19 protein-coding genes are annotated in these 18,197 nt (G+C 60.3%); 6 read left to right on the top strand and 13 right to left on the bottom strand.

What is annotated here, in order from left to right:
• Positions 1-210: 210 nt before the first annotated feature.
• Positions 211-573: a 4a-hydroxytetrahydrobiopterin dehydratase gene (locus ADN01_RS09930; RefSeq protein WP_062418099.1), complete on the top strand. Its 363-nt coding sequence runs from the start codon at positions 211-213 to the stop codon at positions 571-573.
• 9 nt (positions 574-582) lie between these two features.
• Positions 583-990: a CBS domain-containing protein gene (locus ADN01_RS09925; protein WP_062418098.1), complete on the top strand. Its 408-nt coding sequence runs from the start codon at positions 583-585 to the stop codon at positions 988-990.
• Here the strand turns inward: ADN01_RS09925 and ADN01_RS09920 are convergent.
• From ADN01_RS09920 to fmt, 3 genes are read right to left on the bottom strand one after another with little or no spacing between them, the layout of a single operon-like run.
• Positions 987-2,387 carry a glycoside hydrolase family 13 protein gene (locus ADN01_RS09920; RefSeq protein ID WP_062418097.1) on the bottom strand — a complete coding sequence of 467 codons (1,401 nt, stop codon included), beginning with the start codon at positions 2,385-2,387 and terminating at the stop codon, positions 987-989. The two genes, ADN01_RS09925 and ADN01_RS09920, sit on opposite strands and share 4 nt — an antisense overlap.
• Positions 2,388-2,394: 7 nt before the next feature.
• Positions 2,395-3,450 (bottom strand): ketopantoate reductase family protein, encoded by a 1,056-nt coding sequence (locus ADN01_RS09915; protein WP_062418096.1) that lies wholly within the window; start codon positions 3,448-3,450, stop codon positions 2,395-2,397.
• A gap of 12 nt (positions 3,451-3,462) precedes the next feature.
• Positions 3,463-4,383: a methionyl-tRNA formyltransferase gene (gene fmt, locus ADN01_RS09910; RefSeq protein WP_062418095.1), complete on the bottom strand. Its 921-nt coding sequence runs from the start codon at positions 4,381-4,383 to the stop codon at positions 3,463-3,465.
• A gap of 143 nt (positions 4,384-4,526) precedes the next feature.
• Between fmt and ADN01_RS09905 the strand changes: the two genes are divergently transcribed.
• A complete protein-coding gene (locus ADN01_RS09905) occupies positions 4,527-4,958 on the top strand; it encodes a DUF4870 domain-containing protein (protein WP_062418094.1) in 432 nt (143 codons plus the stop codon).
• Positions 4,959-5,012: 54 nt separating this feature from the next.
• Here ADN01_RS09905 and ADN01_RS09900 read toward each other — a convergent pair whose 3' ends face one another.
• From ADN01_RS09900 to ADN01_RS09885, 4 genes are read right to left on the bottom strand one after another with little or no spacing between them, the layout of a single operon-like run.
• A complete protein-coding gene (locus tag ADN01_RS09900) occupies positions 5,013-6,074 on the bottom strand; it encodes a CysS/YqeB C-terminal domain-containing protein (RefSeq protein WP_062418093.1) in 1,062 nt (353 codons plus the stop codon).
• Between the two features lie 21 nt (positions 6,075-6,095).
• Positions 6,096-7,919: an ABC transporter ATP-binding protein gene (locus tag ADN01_RS09895; RefSeq protein WP_113918856.1), complete on the bottom strand. Its 1,824-nt coding sequence runs from the start codon at positions 7,917-7,919 to the stop codon at positions 6,096-6,098.
• Positions 7,916-9,679, bottom strand: coding sequence for an ABC transporter ATP-binding protein (locus ADN01_RS09890; RefSeq protein ID WP_062418092.1), 1,764 nt, complete (start codon positions 9,677-9,679; stop codon positions 7,916-7,918). The genes ADN01_RS09895 and ADN01_RS09890 overlap by 4 nt, the downstream gene beginning before the upstream one ends.
• The gene (locus ADN01_RS09885) at positions 9,676-10,167 is read right to left on the bottom strand and encodes a MarR family winged helix-turn-helix transcriptional regulator (RefSeq protein ID WP_062418091.1); all 492 of its coding nucleotides are present in this window, start codon (positions 10,165-10,167) and stop codon (positions 9,676-9,678) included. The genes ADN01_RS09890 and ADN01_RS09885 overlap by 4 nt, the downstream gene beginning before the upstream one ends.
• 116 nt (positions 10,168-10,283) lie before the next feature.
• On the opposite strand from ADN01_RS09885, the gene ADN01_RS09880 reads away from it, so the two are divergent.
• Positions 10,284-10,652: a hypothetical protein gene (locus tag ADN01_RS09880; RefSeq protein ID WP_062418090.1), complete on the top strand. Its 369-nt coding sequence runs from the start codon at positions 10,284-10,286 to the stop codon at positions 10,650-10,652.
• Complete coding sequence (locus ADN01_RS09875; RefSeq protein WP_062418089.1) at positions 10,645-10,902, top strand: glutaredoxin family protein; 258 nt, start codon at positions 10,645-10,647, stop codon at positions 10,900-10,902. The genes ADN01_RS09880 and ADN01_RS09875 overlap by 8 nt, the downstream gene beginning before the upstream one ends.
• Positions 10,903-10,984: 82 nt before the next feature.
• Here ADN01_RS09875 and ADN01_RS09870 read toward each other — a convergent pair whose 3' ends face one another.
• From ADN01_RS09870 to ADN01_RS09845, 6 genes are all read right to left on the bottom strand, one after another.
• Entirely contained in the window at positions 10,985-11,224 is a 240-nt protein-coding gene (locus ADN01_RS09870) for a hypothetical protein (protein WP_062418088.1), read from the bottom strand.
• 3 nt (positions 11,225-11,227) lie between these two features.
• Entirely contained in the window at positions 11,228-12,082 is an 855-nt protein-coding gene (locus tag ADN01_RS09865) for a DegV family protein (RefSeq protein ID WP_082142749.1), read from the bottom strand.
• Between the two features lie 7 nt (positions 12,083-12,089).
• Positions 12,090-12,641, bottom strand: a complete 552-nt coding sequence (locus ADN01_RS09860; RefSeq protein WP_062418086.1) for an RNA polymerase sigma factor — start codon at positions 12,639-12,641, stop codon at positions 12,090-12,092.
• A gap of 91 nt (positions 12,642-12,732) precedes the next feature.
• The gene (locus ADN01_RS09855; RefSeq protein ID WP_075071104.1) at positions 12,733-15,147 is read right to left on the bottom strand and encodes a S8 family serine peptidase; all 2,415 of its coding nucleotides are present in this window, start codon (positions 15,145-15,147) and stop codon (positions 12,733-12,735) included.
• Between the two features lie 124 nt (positions 15,148-15,271).
• Complete coding sequence (locus tag ADN01_RS09850) at positions 15,272-16,381, bottom strand: aminopeptidase (RefSeq protein WP_062418083.1); 1,110 nt, start codon at positions 16,379-16,381, stop codon at positions 15,272-15,274.
• A 79-nt stretch (positions 16,382-16,460) separates the two neighbouring features.
• Positions 16,461-17,120, bottom strand: a complete 660-nt coding sequence (locus ADN01_RS09845; RefSeq protein WP_062418082.1) for a class I SAM-dependent methyltransferase — start codon at positions 17,118-17,120, stop codon at positions 16,461-16,463.
• Between the two features lie 200 nt (positions 17,121-17,320).
• Here ADN01_RS09845 and ADN01_RS09840 point away from each other — a divergent pair, with 200 nt between their 5' ends.
• Positions 17,321-18,157: an alpha/beta hydrolase gene (locus ADN01_RS09840; RefSeq protein ID WP_062418081.1), complete on the top strand. Its 837-nt coding sequence runs from the start codon at positions 17,321-17,323 to the stop codon at positions 18,155-18,157.
• Positions 18,158-18,197: the final 40 nt, after the last annotated feature.

Below are 18,197 nucleotides of genomic sequence, written 5' to 3'. Positions count from 1 at the left end.
CTCGATATGATGCAGTCCCTTCAACAGGTCATCACAAAGACAAAACACGAGTACAATTTGGGTGTCCATGCGCTTCTCCGGTATCGTTTTGGCTTGAGCACCTTTACTTTACCTCAGTTCGCATGGACCTTTTATTTCACTACCTATCAAGGTAGCAACTTAGGTTAACTATTTCTCGGCTAAATTTGACAATTTCGATATAATTAAAGTATGAATCCCCTCAGTCAGGAAACCTGCACCCCTTGCCGCCGCGGAGCCGTGGGCCTCACCCCCGCCGAGGTCGCCGCCCTGCTCCCCCAACTCCCCCGTTGGGATCACATCGAAATCGAAGGCATCCCCCAGCTTCAACGCCGCTTTCCCTTCAAAACCTATCTACAGGGGCTGAAATTCGTCCACCAGGTGGCCCATCTGGCCGAAGAAAACCACCATCACCCCGTGTTGGTGCTGGAATGGGCGCAAGTCACCGTGCGCTGGTGGACTCATACCCTGGGCGGTCTGCACCGCAACGATTTCATCCTCGCCGCGCGCTGCGATGACCTGTACCGCGAATTCCTGCGTCCGCATTTTGTTTAGGAGGTTGAAATGGCCCATCAAGTCAAAGATTGGATGAGCAGCCCGGTGATCGTGATTGATCCAGACAGCTGCGTCAACTACGCCCTGACCCTCATGCGCCGCCGCCGTATTCACAGCCTGGTGGTGGTCCTCAACGACAGCGAATCCCGCTACGGCATCCTCACCAGCACCGACATCCGTAATAAAATCCTGGCCGCCGAGCGCCAGCCCGCCGAAGTGGCCGTGCGTGAGATCATGACCGCGCCGGTGCTCACCGCCCAGGCCGATTGGAGCCTCACCGAATGTTCGCGCCGCATGCAGGCCGCGCATATCAATCACATGCCAGTGGTGGACGAAAACAACCAGCTGGTTGGGATTATATCCACAACGGATTTATTCGTGGCCGCGGAAGAGATCGGTTGGGAGGGTAACCCCTAATCCGCAGCGTGCAGCAGCATGCCCTGGTACGGCTGCAAACTCAGCCGCAGCCCGTCTGCCTCCACCTGCATCTCAGTCCCGCTCATCCAATCCCGCACCTTTTGGCCCGGCTTCCAGGCCCCCTTGAGCGGCAGGAGAATTTCCTGCACCTCGGCGCGGGCGTGGATCACCGCCACCGCCAGGTCATCCTGGCTCTGGCGGCTGAAGGCATACACCCCACCGGCGTCATCCACAAACAGGCTGGCAAATTCACCCCGGCGCAGCGCCGTCATTTCTTTGCGCGCCGCGGTCAATTGCTGCACCCATTCGAAAATTTCCATTTTCCAGCGCTGCGGATCCCAGGGAAAGGTACGGCGGCAGTCGGGGTCTTTGCCGCCCGCCAGGCCAATCTCATCCCCGTAATAAATGGCGGGGGCTCCCGGAAACGCAAACTGGATCAAATAGGCCAGCCGCAGCAGCGCAATCTGCCCGTTCAGCACGGTGTAAATTCGCGCCGTGTCGTGCGTGCCCAGGGGGTTATACATGGCCAAGGCCTGCTCCAGTGAATACTGCGCCAGCAAGTCTTCCATGCGCGTGCGGAACTGCGACACCTGAATTTCACCGTTCAGCAGCGCAATCACACCCTCGCGCAGCGGGTAATTCATCAGGCCGTCAAAATGTCCCTCGCTCACCCAGCGCGGTGAGGCCTCCCAAATTTCGCCCAGCAGATACGCCTGAGCGTTGGTCTCGCGCACCACCTGGCGGAACTCCGCCCAGAAAGCGTCGTCGTCAATCTCATTGGGCACATCCAAACGCCATCCGTCTGCCCCCTGCTCCATCCAGTACCGCGCCACCCGCAGCAGATATGCCCGCACCGCTGGCGTGTCGGTGTTCAGCTTAGGCAGGCTTTTAATTCCCCACCACCCCACGTAATCCTTCAGCTCGCCGGGGTTGTAGGCATCCACCGGAAAATGGTGAATGTGGTACCAATCCTGATACGGGCTGTGCTCCTGATTTTCCAGGATATCCGCAAAGGCGAAGAATCCGCGCCCAGTGTGGTTAAACACCCCATCCAGAATCACGCGGATGCCGCGCGCATGGGCCGCCTCCAGCAGCGCTCGAAAATCCGCCATCGTCCCCAATTTGTCGTCAATGGTGAAGTAATCGGTGGTATTGTACCGGTGCGGCGAAGGTGCCAGGAAAATGGGGTTCAAATACAGGGCGTTGACTCCCAGTTCCGTCAGATGATCCAACTTTTCAATGATCCCCTGCAAATCGCCCCCGTAGAAGCTGTGCAGCTCAGGCTGTGAATTCCACGCCTGAAGGTTGGGCGGGTCGTTGTGGAGATCTCCGTTAGCGAAGCGGTCAGGAAAAATCTGGTAAAAAACAGCATCAAAAACCCAATCAGGAACCGACATAAACCCTTTACCTTCCATAGATACGATTAATCAATGCCGCCGGGCGGCGCAGAAAATCTTCTCGCGCCAAACGGCCTTCCGTCAAATCCGTTAAAATCTCCGTCAAAGCCTGGTTCACCGGCGCTTTCACCCCCACCTCGGCTCCATAGCGCACCACCGCTCCGTTTAAGAAGCCGACTTCGCTTTTGCCGCGCCCGCTTTCCAGATCCAGGTAAAAGGAAGGCATTTTACCCCCCCGACCGCGGCCCAGAGCCTGGCGCAGCAGCGGCTGGCTGAAAGCCGCCGGAAAGCGGCGCACGATGAACGCCAGGGCGCGCACCGGTGTGCCCGGCAAATCCACCACAGCGTGCCCCAAAGCGCGCATCACGCTCAGCGCCTCGCGCAGTTGGGCCAGCTCCAGCCGGTACAGCGCCGCATCCGCCAGAATCTCCGCCGGGGGCATGCCCAAAATGGCCGAGGAGGCGTTGGTCACCAAATTGGTGAACATCTTCGACCATTTCATCGCCGCGCCGGAGGAAAACGCCTGGGCGCGCAGTCCGGCTGTGTTGAGCACCGCCACCAAATTGGACGCCAGCAGGTGTTCGTTGGCCACCCCCATACCGCGCAGCTTTTCCACCACCACCGAACCGGCCTCCAGCCGCCCCACCGCCGTGGTCACCGTGCCGCGGATCACGCGCTCGGCCCCCAAAACCTGCTGCAAAGCCGGTTCGTTATCCACCCCGTTTTGCAGGCACAATATCGGCGGCAGCGCCAGGCTGTAAGGCGCCAGCATCTCCAACAGCCCGGCGGTGTCGTAAGACTTCACCGCCAGAATACCCACATCGAAAGGCCCGTGCGTCAGGGCTTCTTCCATTGAGCTGACCACATCCGGGTCTGTCACCGTCAGGCTGTCATCCTTGCGGCGGATATGCAGCCCATTTTCTTTCAGCAGCGCGGCCATCTCTGGCCGATCCACAAAAACGACGGGTTGCCCCGCCGCTGCCAGGCTTCCGCCGATATAGGTTCCAATGGCTCCCGTGCCCAAACACAAAAAACGTAGGTTCGCTGAAGATTGCATGTTCATCGGTTCCGCTTCTCAGTTTTCCCAATGCCGGGTACCGCGTAAGAAAACATCCCCCAACATGGGTTTCTTGCCCGCGGGCTGCACCTCATCCAACACCAACAGCCCCTGCGCCGTGCCAAAAGCGGGTTTTCCGCCCGCGCTCACCCGTTGGCCGGGCTCCCCCTTTCCCGCGGCAGCATGCGCCCGCAGTACCTTCAGCAGTCCCCCTTCCACAAAGGTAAACGCCCCCGGCCAGGGGGTAAAAGCGCGCACCCGCCGCACCAACGCTTCGGCGCTTTGGCTGAAATCCAGTTGGCCTTCCTCTTTTTTGATCATGCCCGCGTAAGTGGCCCCTTCTTCGGGCTGCGGCACAGCCTTCAGGCGGCCCTCCAGATATTCCGGCAGGCACTCCACCAGCAAATCCGCCCCCATCTGCGCCAGGCGCGTGCTCAGGGTGGCGGCGTTGTCGTCTTCCGAAATAGCCGTGACCCGCCGCGCCAGGGTGGGGCCGGTGTCTATCCCCGCGTCCAGCTTCATGATGGTTACACCCGTTTCGCGGTCGCCGTGCAGCAAGGCCGCCTGAATGGGCGCCGCCCCGCGCCAGCGCGGCAGCAGCGAGGCATGTACGTTGATCACGCCGAAACGCGGCAAATCCAGCACATTTTGGCGCAAAATCTGCCCATAAGCCGTCACCACGATCAAATCCGGCGCCCAGGCGCTCAGTTGTTCCTGGGCTTCGGGCATGCGCAGCTTTTCCGGTTGAATGGTCGGCAGCCCCAATTCGTCCGCCAGCAGCTTAATCGGCGGCGGGGTCAGCGTGCGCCCGCGGCCGGCGGGCCGGTCTGGCTGTGTCACCACCCCCACCACAGGATAATGGGCCGCCAACCGCTCCAGGGATGGAAGGGCAAAGTCGGGCGACCCCATAAAAACGACTCGTAACGTGTGTTCTGACATCGGATCCATTTTAACACAAATCGGGTAGAATTGACGCCTGGGGAGATTGGTGTACAATGGGCTTGGGGGGTGAAGCCCCAACCGCACCTGCCCTGCTTGCTAGGACTGCTCACTTTTTTTGGAACCATCAAGGAGCTTTTGAAATGACTGTCAGCCCAAACCCTGCCCCTGCGCCCCTTTCCCCCTCGGAAGAGCGCACCTGGGCCATGCTCTCCCACCTGTCTGTGTTGGCCAACCTGTTCACCGGCTTTTTGGGGCCGGTAGCCGCCCTGATCATCTACCTGGTCTACAAAGACCGCTCCCGCTACGTGGCCTACCAATCCCTGCAATCCCTCATCATGCAAGGCGTGCTGTGGATCGGCGGCGGCATCCTCACCGGCATCACGTGGACCATCACCGGCGTGCTTTCGGCTGTGCTGGTAGGCATCTGCCTGATCCCCATTGCCATCGTCATCAGCCTGCTGCCGCTGGTCGCCATCATCTACGGCATCGTCGGCGCGGTCAAATGCAACAACGGGGAAGATTTCCAGTACTGGCAAATCGGCCAATGGGTGCGCAGCACCTACACCGGCTAATCTCCATCCTCTCGTCCTGAGCCAGAGCGCCCGCAAGCATGGGCGCTCTGTTTTTTACAACGCCTCCAGACGCGGTCCTTCTGGCGTGTCCATCACCTGCCAGCCCATGCCTTGAATCTCGCCGCGCAGCCGGTCAGCCTCAGCCCAATCGCGCCGCTCGCGGGCCTGTTGGCGCTCTGCGGCCAGGCGCAGCACCTCCTCTGGCGCTTGCCGCACCTGCCCCGCCGCCGTGCGATCTTCTTCCAGCGCACGCAGCGCCCGCTCCCAGCTTCCCGCACGCAGCCCGGTCTCCCCATCCCTCAACGGTTGAAACGACCCCAGGAGCGTTAACGGCCAACGGCTGCCGTTTTCAAAGCGCTGTTCGGCTCCGCCCCGAGCCAAAGTCACCCCGCCCGCGCCCATCACCTGGGCCGTCCCCGCGCTCAGATCCAAAATGACCGCCGTACGCTCATCCACCCCCAAAATGGTGCAGTCTGTTGGCAGTCGGGTTTTCAGGGCTGCAAACCGCTCCGCCCCCATAAAGCAGTGCGAAGTGTCCAGCTCATCCCCGCCGTCGCGGTTGTTCCAATGCGGCACCACCACCAGGTTCAGGCCAAAAGGCTGAAAGAAATCCAGCCCGCGCTTCCAATGCGGATCTTCGCCCACCTTGTAAATTTCATACACCGGCAGGCTAAACGCGCTGACCGCCAGGGTGGCCGCGCTGGTAAGCACCACATCTGCCCCCAGACGGTGGCGCGCCTGCACCCAATCCCAGGCCAGACTGCCCCGCAGCTGACGCACGGCATAGCTGGGAGAACCGGCTCCCATGTAAATCAGATGGCTGTGCAGCAGCACCTCATTCACGCTGGGGTTTTCGGGGCTTTGCGGGGTTCCCCGTTTGCGCGCAGGCACCACCGTCACCTCCGGCTGGTAATTTTGCAGCCGCTGACGGATAAAATCCGCCACCCGCCCCGCCACCCGGTCAGAGTTCAATTCATACCCCGCCGGGGTCTCCAACACACTCACCCGCACAGGCCGCGGATGACCCTGCGCCAGAGCCTCAAAGATCTGCCCGCCGCTGTGCGTGGTCTCGCCCGACCCCAACAACGCCACCTTCCCCGGCTTTAATGCATCCATGCTTCACCTTTTGTGTGCAGCTCAGTCACCCGTCACCGTCTGCAGCGCCGCCGGCTCGCCCACCGACCCAAATTGCCGCCGGTACAGCTCTGCGTACAGGCCGTTCTCCCGCAGCAGCGCCTCATGCGTGCCCTGCTCCACCAATGCCCCATCTTGAATCACCAGAAGTTGGTCCGCGTTGCGGATGGTGGACAGACGGTGGGCGATCACAAAACTGGTGCGGCCTTGCAGCAGCCGGTTCAGCGCCTGTTGAATCATCACCTCGGTGCGTGTGTCAATGCTGGCGGTGGCCTCATCCAGGATTAAAATGCGCGGGTCGGCCAGCACCGCCCGGGCGATGGATATCAATTGGCGCTGCCCCTGACTCAGCAGCTTGCCGCGTTCGCCCACCTCGGTCTGATAACCGTTGGGCAGCTTGCGGATGAACTCATCTGCGTTGGCCACCTTGGCCGCCGCCATCACTTCCTCATCGCTGGCCTCCAGGCGCCCGTAACGCAAATTATCCATCACCGTTCCAGAGAACAAGAACGGCTCCTGGGTCACAATCCCCATCTTGCGCCGCAGGCTGCGCTGAGCCGCCCGGCGCACATCCAAACCGTCCACCAGCACCCGCCCCTCATCCGGGTCATAAAAGCGCGCCAACAGGCTCACCAGGGTGGTTTTTCCCGCCCCCGTCGGACCCACAATGGCAAAGGTCTGCCCCGGCGCCACACGGAAAGACACATCCTGCAAAACCATCTCCTCCCGGTCATAGCCAAAGGAGACGTGCTCAAACACCACCTCGCCGCGCACATCCGTAAGTTCCACTGCATCGGGCGCATCTTCCACCGTAACCGGCAGATCCAGCAAATCAAAGACACGTTCCGCCGCCGCCAGGGCTGACTGCGCCGTGGTCCACATCTGTGCTACGGTTTGAATGGGCCGAAAGAAGTTCTGCACATATTGAATGAAAGCCACCACCGTTCCCGGCGTCACCACCCCGCGAATGGCCAGTACCCCACCCATCGCCACCACCAGGGCCAGATCCAGCGTGCTGAGTACGTCCATCGCCGGAGAAAAAGCGGAGGTCACCGCCGTGGCGTTCACGTTGGCGTCGCGATTGGCCGCGTTGCGTTCCGCAAAGCGCTGCACATTTCGGTCTGTGCGGTTAAACGCCTGAGCCACCTTCACCGCGCTCAGCTCTTCCTGCAAATCCGCCGAAACGTCCCCCAGCGTCTCGCGCGTGCGCCGGAAGGCCCGCCGCGCCCATTGGGTGAAGACTTTCGTGGTCCACAGCAGCACCGGAACCATCACCAAAACCGCCAGGCCTAATTGCCAATTTAGCAGCATCATAGCCACGCCGATGCCGACCAGGGAGAACAAAGCCCCAATCATCTGCGCCAGCGCCTGGCTGAAGAACGAATTGAGCGCGTCAATATCGTTCACCAACCGGCTCATCAAATCTCCCGCCGCTTTGCTCTCCAGATATTGCAGCGAAAGCCCCTGCAGCTTATCAAACACGCGCTGGCGCAAATCCGTCAGCAGCTGCATGCCCGCACGAGCCATAAAATACACCTGGTAGCGGAAGGCAACCATGTTCAGGAAGTACACCCCTGCCAGCGCCACCATCGTCCATGCCAGCCCCGTCAAATCCTTCTCAACGATCAGGGTATCCACTGCTCGGCCAATTAAGACCGGCCCTGCCCCCTGCGCCGCCGCAGAGATCAAAACCAGCCCCATGGCTGCCGCCATCCAGCCCCAATAGGGCCGCAAAAGCCCCACCATCCGCCCCACCACCTGGCGGCTGTTTTTCGCCTTTTCTTCCTTCGTTTCCGCTAATTGCCGCATCGGGCCGCCCTGCATCATCGTACCGCCTCCTCCAGCGCCGCTTCCAATTCGGCCTGATCCCCAAATTGTGTCGCCAACAACTCGGCGTAAATCTCGCAGCAATCCATCAATTCCTTATGGGTTCCCTGGGCAATCAACTGCCCCTGATCCAACAGCAGGATCAAATCCGCATTACGCACGGTGCTGATACGCTGGGCGATGACGAAAGTGGTGCGTCCCTGGCGCAGCTGTTCCAGCGCCCGCTGAATCTTATATTCCGTCTCCGAATCCACCGAAGACGTGCTGTCATCCATAATCAAAATACGCGGGTTCACCAGCAGCGCTCTTGCAATGGCTACACGCTGTTTCTGCCCGCCCGAAAGCCCCACACCCCGCTCACCAATCAGCGTGTCATAGCCTTCCGGCAGTTCGCGCACAAAATCTTCCACCTGGGCCGCCCGCGCCGCTTCTTCCACCTCTTCCAGGCTGGCTTCCGGCCGCCCATAGGCGATGTTCTCGCGCAGCGTTCCCGAGAATAAGGTGGTCTCCTGCAAGACAATCCCAATCTGCGAACGTAGGGATTCCAGGGTCACCTCGCGCACATCCACCCCATCAATGCACACGCGTCCCTGGGTCACGTCGTAAAAGCGCGGGATCAAATTGATGATGGTAGATTTTCCCGACCCTGTGCGCCCCAAAATGGCCACCGTTTGATTGGGCTGCGCTTCAAAGCTGATATCCGATATCACGTCCTGTTCGCTGCCCGCGTAGCGGAAACTGACGCCTTCAAAGCTTACCTTGCCCTGAATGGCGGCCAGCGCCTGCGCCCCAGGTTTGTTCTTCACTTCCAATTCCGCGTCCATCACCTCAAACAGGCGTTGGGCGCTGGCTTCGGCGCGCGACATGGCCGAGCCAATAAAACCCAACATGAATACCGGCATCAAGAAGAAGCCCTGGTAGCCCACAAAGGCCACCAATTCACCCAGGCTCATCATTTCGCGAATCACCTGTCCGCCCCCCACCCAAACCACCCCCACCACGCCCAGATTGGCGATGAAAAAGATCAGCGGGAAGCTGCTGGAAAACAGGCGGATCAGTTTCAGGTTCTCACCCAAATACTCGCTGTTGCGCACCCCAAAGCGCTGCTGCTCGTAATCCTCGCGGGCAAACGCCTTCACCACGCGGATCCCTGCCAGGTTTTCCTGCAAAACCGCGTTCAATTCGCCCAGCTTTTGCTGCACCGACTTGGAAAGCGGCATGATTCCGCGCACAAACAAGAAAAACACCACCAGAATCGGCGGGATCATCAGCAGGAAAATGCCGGTCAGCAGTGCGTTCATCGAGAACAAGATAACCAGCGTGCCCACCAGCAGCAGCACCGCCGAAACCAACTGCAGCAAGCCGTTGCCCACAAACATACGCACCAGTTCCACATCCGATGTCATGCGCGTCATCAGCTTGCCAGTCTGCGACTGGTCATGGTAGCTGAAGCTCAAGCGCTGCAAGCGGTCAAAAATCGCGTTGCGCAGCTCATAGGCAATCCCCTGCGAGGTCACCTCCGAAAGATAGCCCTGCAGGAAGTTAAACACCCCGCGCAGCGCGGCCACCGCCACCAAAAGCCCCGCTAGAGCCCAGATTCGCCCCATGTTCATCGAGGTGATGCCGTCGTCAATCACCTGCCGCAGCAGTTGGGGCGTGTACAAATTGGCCGCGTTGACCACCAACAGGCTCAAAAATGCCCCTAGGGCCGACAAAGAGTATTTCCGAAGATACTGTAAAGCCCGGCGAATTCCTTTCATACAATGCCTTCCTTTTCATCCGCCGCCGCGCACTCCGCGCAGTGGCCGGGATATCCTTCTTTGCAAAGTTGATCCACCAAACGCTGAAGCAGGGTCAAGCCTTCATCCAGGCGCTCCAGCTCCCCGCCAGAAAAATCTGCCAAAAGCTGCGCCATACGGCCCTCCACCGCCTGGTGCGCCGCTTGCAGAGCCGCAGCCCCCGCCGGGGTGATCTCCAACCGCACCATGCGCCGGTCATTTTCATCCGGCGTGCGCGTCACCCACCCGCGCTCCACCAGCGTGGCCACCGAATTGGACATGGTCGCCAGGCTCACCGACTGGCGCTCCGCCAGTTCGCTCAAATTGTGCGGGCCTTCGTGCAGCAGCATCAACAAACGAAAATGGGCCGGGGTACGCCCCGCAGCTGTGCTGCGCAATTCACCCGCCATGAAATGCAAAAGCATGGGGATCAAACGTACCATGCGGTGCGCAATTTCGGCTTGAGTCATAATTGGTTAGCTCTCCTAAGTATTTACCCGCTCGATTATACAAGCCAAGCCGTGATTTCGCAAGATGGTGTGCAAGCTTTGCCGCTCTCAGCACAAATTTCGGGTAAAATCAACACATGCACCCCACGGATGCCCGCCCCCAGGTAGAAGCCGAGCTGCAACACGCCCAAAGCGCCCGCAGCGCCGGTGATGAGGGGCGTGCGCGCGTATGCGCCCGCCGCGCCGCGGGTGCAGCCGCCCGCTCCTATCTGAGCTGCCTGGGCCTGCCCGCCGCCCCCTCGGTCATGGACAATCTTCACCTGCTTTCCAGCCGCGCCGACCTGCCTGCGCGCATCCAGACGGGCATTCAGCGCCTGCTGCTGCGCGTAGACGCCGATTACCGCCTGCCCGATGAGATTGATCTGATCCAGGAAGCCCGTTTGGTATGCGCCCACCTGCTCGAAAATACCCCCTGTTCCCCCGGAGAACCTCACCCTCATGCCTGATTCTCAAAACGACCCCCAAATCATCCTGTATGGAACCAACTGGTGCGGAGATACGCGCCGCGCGCGCGCCTTTTTGGATGAGCGCCAGGTCCCCTACACCTATATTGATATTGACCAAAACGCCGAGGCGGCTCGATTCGTCAAGGAGGTCAATAACGGCTACCGCAGCGTGCCCACCATCGTTTTCCCCGACGGCAGCACCCTGACCGAGCCCAGCACCACCCAGTTGGCCGCCAAACTCAACCTGTAGCCCTCTCCCACCCGATTAAAACAGCCGCATCAGCCGGTTTAGTCCCGGCTGCGCGGCTGTTAAGGAGCGAGGTGAATCCCGTCTAGCGCCGGCTGCGGCGCCACATCCACACTGTCACAATCCCCAGTCCCAAGCCCAGCAGCACCCACAAGAACACACCAGAACCTTCGCCCGTACGCCGTTCCAAAACCACCTCCGGCGCCTGGGTCAGTCTGCGCCGCAAATGATCCACAAAAGGCCGCGGCGGCTCCACCGGGCTGAGGGTAAACATCAATTGTTCTTCCAGATTTCGCATCATCTCTTCGTCCAAACCTGCGCGCATCCTTTATCCCCTTTCCTGCATGGGTAATGCCACAATCCCCACCGTTCCCGGCCCCAAATTAGCCGCCACCGGAATGGAAAGTTCCGTCTGGATCAGCTCGCGCACGTTTAACTGTGCCCGCACCTGGGCGATCAATTCCTGCGCGGCCTGCGGATCAGCGGCGTGCACCACCGCCACCGTCACCGGCAGCCGGCCCACCTGCTCTTTCACCGTTTGAATCACATGCCGCAAGGCTCGCTGGCGGGTGCGCACCTTATCGCCCATTTGCAGCAGCCCATCTTTTAGAATGACGATCGGTTTGATCCCCAGCGCCGAGGACAGCACACTCTGCAGGGCGTTCACGCGCCCGTTCATGCGCGCAAAATCCAGTCGGTCCATGGTAAAAGCCAGCGCCAGCCTCGTGCGCATCTGCGCCAGCCGGTCTAGAATCTTCTGGATAGATGCCCCCGTGCGCGCCAAAATCCTCGCCTCCCGGCACATCAAGCCCATCACCGCCGAGCCAGCCGCAGAATCAAAGGGATACACCCGCAGTTCACCGGCCAATTCCTTGGCGGCCATCTCCACCACCGAAAACGTCCCCGACATCTTGCTGCTCACGTGGATGGACAGAATTTCTTCGCCCTTTCGAGCCACCGAGCGGTAAAACTCCATCACCTGTTCCGGCGAAGGCAAAGACGTGCCGGGGATCATGCGTTTTTCTTCCACCAACTGGTAGAAATTGCTCTGATCCACATCCACCCCCTGCACGTAGGTCTCTTCGCCGAAGCGAATGCGCAGCGGCAGCGTGTGAATCTCAAATTCCTCCCCCCAGCTTTCCGGCATATCCGCAGCCCCATCGGTCACAATTCGCAGCATCATCTTTTTCCTATTCTTCTCGTTTTTCCAATTCTTCCCGCAGTGAAAGCAGCGTGCGGTGGTACAGGCTCTTGATGGCGCCCTCACTGCGGCCCATGATCACCGCAATTTCCGCGTTAGGCAAATGCTCCACAAACTTGAGGATGATCAACTGCTGGCGTTCTGGCGAAAGTTTGCGCAGCACGCGCAGCAGCCCTTCGACCTCCTGCGTCCGCACCAGGCGCTGTTCGGGGTGTTCCCCGCGCACCGGCAGTTGGGTGTGCTCTTCCAAAGGCATCTCGCGGCGGCGGCTGTTATCGCGGTGCCAGTTGGCCACCAGGTTATGGGCAATCCGGTACAGCCAGGCCGAGAACGGCACGCCCATATCCTTAAAGCGCTGAATATGCCCCATGGCACGGTAAAACACCCGCGCGGTTAAATCTTCTGCGTCCACCGCGCTGCCCGTCCGGTAATAGATATAGTTAAAGATCCGCCCCACATAGCGTTCATACAGTTCGCTGAACGCTTGCGAGTCGCCCTGTACTGCCGCACTTAACGTTGTGTCTTCGGTGATCTCACTCACGGCAGACCTTTTTTCCAAGCAGGCTAACAATCAAAACACCGCTGCTGCCCAAAGGTTACACCTTTCCTACCGCCAGTTCAAGCCCGCGGCCTCACGGCGCATTCACCGCCAAAGCCGCCTTCACCGCCGCCAGCGCATCCACCACGCCGTAACCCACCGCGTTATTGGGGCTTTCGCGCTCGGTCACACATGCCGGCCAATCGCCTGTATAGGGCTGGGCCGTATCCCGCAGAATTTGCTCCGTGCGGTCAATCTCGCCGATCAATGCCGGGTTGGCCGACCACATCAAAGCCACCACACCCGCCACATGCGGCCCCGCCATCGAAGTTCCGCTAAAGGTATCATAGGTGCTGCCGGGCGTCGCCGAAAACACCTCCACACCCGGCGCAGCGATGTCGGGCTTCACTCGCTGGCTGCCGTCCACAGTTACCGGCCCAATACTGCTGAACGATGATAAATCGCCCGAAGAATTCAGCGCCCCCACCGAAAACACCTCCGCATAGATCGCCGGGGGATCCTTCACGCTGCCGCAGCCCAGTTGACCGTTGTTGCCCGCCGAAACCACCACAAAAATCCCCGCTGTGCGCAGCGCCCGCACCGCCGGTAATAATGCCTCTGGGTCGCAGCCCTCCACGGTTGGGCAGCCCCAGGAGTTATTCAACACCACCGCTCCCCGCGCCGGATCCCCTGCGTGAAAGGCGTCCCCACCCAGGGGGAAGGGCGCCAGCATGAACTGCATACAGTGCAGGTACAGCGCTGGGCTGCCCAGATTACGCGCCAGGTTCGAGCACGCGATCCATTCCGCGTCTGGGGCCACCCCCACGTGATTACCCAACACTGTGCCGAGGGTGTGCGTGCCGTGTCCGCCGATATCCGCGGGGGCTGGCCGCCCGTACCACGGGTCAAACCAGGTGTAATCTGCGCCGCTTTCTCGCCCCAGGTAGCCGTCGGCCAGTTCAGGATGGTCCACCTGCACCCCCGAATCCGACTGTCCCACCACAATGCCCGCGCCGCGGTAGCCCAGCTCCCACACGGCATCCGCGTGGATCAGAGTCAAATTCCACGGCACCTCCGCCGGCGCGCTGCTGGTTTCGCCCAATTGCTCAGGCTGCGCTTCTGGCAAGGGCCGCAGCACCGGGCTGTCTAACACCCGATCCACCTCTGGCCGTGCTTGCAGCCACAGCCGCAGCAGCGGCCCACCCCGCACCTCCAGCCCGTTCACCAGATAAAAGGGTTCGTATTGCACCCCCCAGCCGTCCAACGCCTGCCGCAGCGGCTGCTGGGTTTGTTCAGCATGCGCCGTCAGCCGGGCATACACCGCCGCCCGCCGCGCCTGCCATTCAGGGATAGCTGCCTCCGCGCTTAAATCGGCCTGATCACGCAGGATCACGAACAGCCGATCTCCGTAAAATCCGGGTTGCCCCGTCCACACATACACCCCCGCCAGGATCACCGCGCCCAACCCCGCCGCTGCGGCCCCCACGGCAGCCCGGCGCAGCAGCCCCCCCGCCCAATGCGAAGCCACCAGCCAGGCCAGAGACACCGTAAAGGCCGCCGCCGCCGCAATGCCGGCCGTACGAGCCGCCCAACCTGCCAGATCTCCTTCCGCACCGGTGAACACCAGGCCCAACTCATCGCCGTCAATGAAGATCAGCATCCAGGCAGCGGCCAAACCCGCCAGCAGCGCCGGTGAAAACCACCGCCGCGCCTGCCCTTCGCCCGCGCCCGTCCGGGCCAGCGTAACCAGCGCCCAACCCAGCCAGGGCCAAAACACAGCCAGCAGCAGCGTCCCAGAGCTGACCATACTGCTGCCGGCTGCCAGGATAAAGAGGGTGAAGAAGGCGCACAGCCCTTCCATCAACAAGCTGCGCCAGTTCACCTCACCTTGCGGCTCCAGCGCGCCCACATGCAGGCTCAATGCAGCCGCCGCCCCCAACAGCAAGCCGTTGAGGATCCCCAACAGGGTATCCACCGGTGAACCGAGCGCACCGTAGGCTGCCCATACCAGCCCCACCAGGGCCGCGCTGATGACCGCCCAGCCCCAGCCGGAATCCAACCTGGCCCACCCCGCCTGTTCCAACCGGCGAAAGCGGCGCCTGCCCCACAAAAACACGCCAAGATCAAAAAGGAATACGATCAAAGCCTGCACCAGGCTGGCCCCCACCCAGTTGGTCACCGCGAACAAACGCACCACCGAAAGCACCATCACCAGACCCGCGGCCAAAGCCCAGGTTCGAAACACCCCCCGCAAAATGGGCAGCCGTACAAAACCCGCCGCAATCGCCAGCGGCACAAACAGCCCAAAGCCCAGGGCTGCCCCCGGGACCCAGCGCCAATCCATCTGCGGCATGGACCCTTCCAGCACCCCTTGTTCCAAAATCCAGGTCCCGCCCAAAATCAGGCTGACGTTGGTCACCACCCACACCGCGCCCAAAATCAGCAGCGCCCAGGGGCCGCAGCCCGCTAAAACCGCTGCTGATGGTTTTTTCTCGGTACTATCTGCCATGTTCGCCATTTTGATCCTTTCTGTTTTTCAATAAACCGCTGGGCTTCTACGGCCGTCGTGCTCGTACCAAGAAGCCCAGCGATCGTTCAAACCTCACCTCTGGGAAAATATGCCCCTGCGGTGTTTAGAAATCAATCACAAACTTGCCGTTTTGATACAGCAGTTCATCATCCACCCAAATTTCGCCGCCGTCGCGCAGGTCGCAGATCATATCCCAATGGATGGACGATTCGTTTACGCTGCCCGTTTCGGGATAGCCCGCACCCAGCGCCATGTGGAAGCTGCCGCCGATCTTCTCATCAAACAAAATTTCACCGGTGAATTTTTGGATTCCGTCATTGGTGCCGATGGCAAATTCGCCCACATAGCGCGCACCTGCATCCGTATCCAGGGTTTGCAGCAGGAAAGCCTCGTTCTTCTCCGCGGTGGCGCGAACCACCTTACCCTTTTCAAACCACAGCCGCACCCCCGTCACCTCGCGCCCGCCGTAAATGGCCGGATACGAGAAATACACATGCCCTTCCATGCTGTCTTCCACCGGGCCGGTGAAGACTTCTCCATCCGGCACATTTTCCTTGCAGCAGCAGTTGATGAAGGTGCGCCCTTCAATGCTCAGGCGCAGGTCGGTCTCTTTGCCCTTCACATGCACGCGCTTCTTGCCCTTCAGCCATTCCACAATCTTATCCTGGCGGGCCGCCACCTGAGTCCAGTAGCCAACCGGGTCGTTCATATCCGGCATGCAGGCGTTGAACACGAAATTCTCGTATTCCTCCAGGCTCATCTCCGCCTCTTGGGCGTTGGCTTCGGTGGGGAACAGCGTCAGCGACCAGCGCAGCTCACCTTTGGCCGCCCGCTCCATGTAAATCTTCATGATTTCGCTGCCTGCCTGGCTGTACTTTACCATCTTGGCGGGGTCCACGTTCGACAGGGCTTTGGTGTTGCGGTCGCAGATCACATTGAACATCACATCGTAGGTGGAAATCACTTCTTTCATCACCGGATGAATATAGGTCAGCTGTTCGTCCGAGGCGTGCTGGTAAAACAGCAAATCAGCCCCCGGGATGCTGGGCATGAGCAGCGGAAAAGCCCCCGCCTGCAGGGATTTCACATACAACGCTTTCAGCAAAGGCTCCGCGTCCGCGCTGCCGCGGATGACCACCTTATCTCCCGGCTTCATCTTCACAGAATAATTGACCATCAGATCAGCCAATTTTTCAATTCGTTCGTCACGCATATTTCTCTCCTTGACCTGCTGAATTAACGGGATAACCGTATTGTACAACGGTTTAGGCACTCTGCCGAACCAATCCTGCCTAACGCATAGCGTCCCCCGGAAGCGGTTTTTGTGCCAGCACCACCCAATGGGAGCTGCGTCCAGCCGGGTGCATTTCCTCTTCCAACACCATCCGGCGCACAATGAAGTGCTTTTCCATCTCCGCCGCCAACTCCGCGCAGCCGAAGAAATGGTGCGGCACGCCCGCGTCTTCGCCGCGCTCCGGCACATACGTCCCCGGCTCCAGTCGCATCCCCTCGCCAAAGCGCTCACCCCGCCGCGAAGCCACAACGATAAACACACACCCGCCCGGTCTCAACACCCGTTCCATCTCGGCCAGGGTACGGCGAATCCGATCCATCGAATTGTGATGGATCACATAGGTGCTGATCAACGCGTCAAAGGTGTGTTTGGGATAAGGCAGCGCCGTCATCTCCACCTGAATCAAACGTGCAGGGCGTTTCTCGCGCAGCAGCCAGTCGCGGGCCACCACCAGGCCGTTTCGGGCGATATCGCAGCCAGTTACATCCAACCCCTGTGATTCCAGATACACCATATGGCGCCCCGCACCGCAGCCCAAATCCAAAACGTGCATACGCGGCTGAGCCCGCACCCATTCGCGCGTCAGCTCCACCAGCCCATCGTGCGGGTCTCGCCAATGGAATTTCTCATCTTTAAACAATTCGTTCCAGTTGGGCATTTTTCCTCCATGTCTCCCAAAAAATCAGGAAGAATGTACATAGCGGTTCATGCGAAGGCAACTTGCCGAAAGCCCCAAGGCGATATACACTATTATTGCTTAAACTTCGCGTTTTGGGGCATATCAATGGCTTAAAAATGGAATCTTGACCCAAAAAGCTCACCTCTTCTGCACGTATCCTCTACAAGGAGCCTCCAATCATGATCGAACGTGAAAGTTCATGGCAGTCGGATGACGGCATCCCCTTTTTCACCCTCACCTGGGAACCAGAAACAGCACCCCGCGCCGCCATCGTCCTGGTGCACGGCCTGGGCGAACATTGCAGCCGTTACCGCCACCTGGCCGAATTTCTGACCCAGGCCGGTTACGCAATCCTCACCTTTGACCACCGCGGGCACGGCAAAAGCGGCGGCCCGCGCGGGCACGCCCCCTCCTATGACCGCATGGCCGCCGATATTGACCATTTCGTGCAGGAAGCGCGCAAACAATACCCCGGCCTGCCCGTCTTCGTGTACGGCCACAGCCTGGGCGGCGCGCTAACCCTCTATTACCTCTTTAGCCGCAAACCCGCCCTGCAGGGCGCTGTGGTCACCAGCCCCGGTCTGGCCACCGGCCAGCCCGTCTCCAGCGGCAAGCTTTTCCTCGCCCGCACCCTCAGCCGCCTGCTGCCCACCATGACCATGCCCAACGGCCTCGACCGTGAGAATCTCTCCCACGACCGTGCCGTCATCGAAGCCTACAACCACGACCCGCTCAACCACGGGGTCATCTCCACCCGCCTGGGCAACGAGCTGATCAGCAAAGGTGCCTGGATGCAGACCCAAACCAGCCTCCATCTGCCCCTCCTGCTCATGCAAGGCAGTGAAGACCATCTGGTCAGCCCCGCCGCCACGCGCATCCTGGCGCAGAACCTGAAAGACCAGGTCACCTATGTGGAATGGCCCGGCCTCTATCACGAGCTGCACAACGAGCCGCAGAAGCAAGAGATCTTCGACACCGTTCTTTCCTGGCTAAATGCCCACCTCTCCAAAGCCTAGACCGGAGATCGTTCGCAATTTTTCGCCGTACACAGTAAAA

This window comes from Levilinea saccharolytica, from assembly GCF_001306035.1.
In the GTDB taxonomy this organism is placed as follows: domain Bacteria; phylum Chloroflexota; class Anaerolineae; order Anaerolineales; family Anaerolineaceae; genus Levilinea; species Levilinea saccharolytica.
This window is presented reverse-complemented; position numbering and strand designations above follow the sequence as displayed.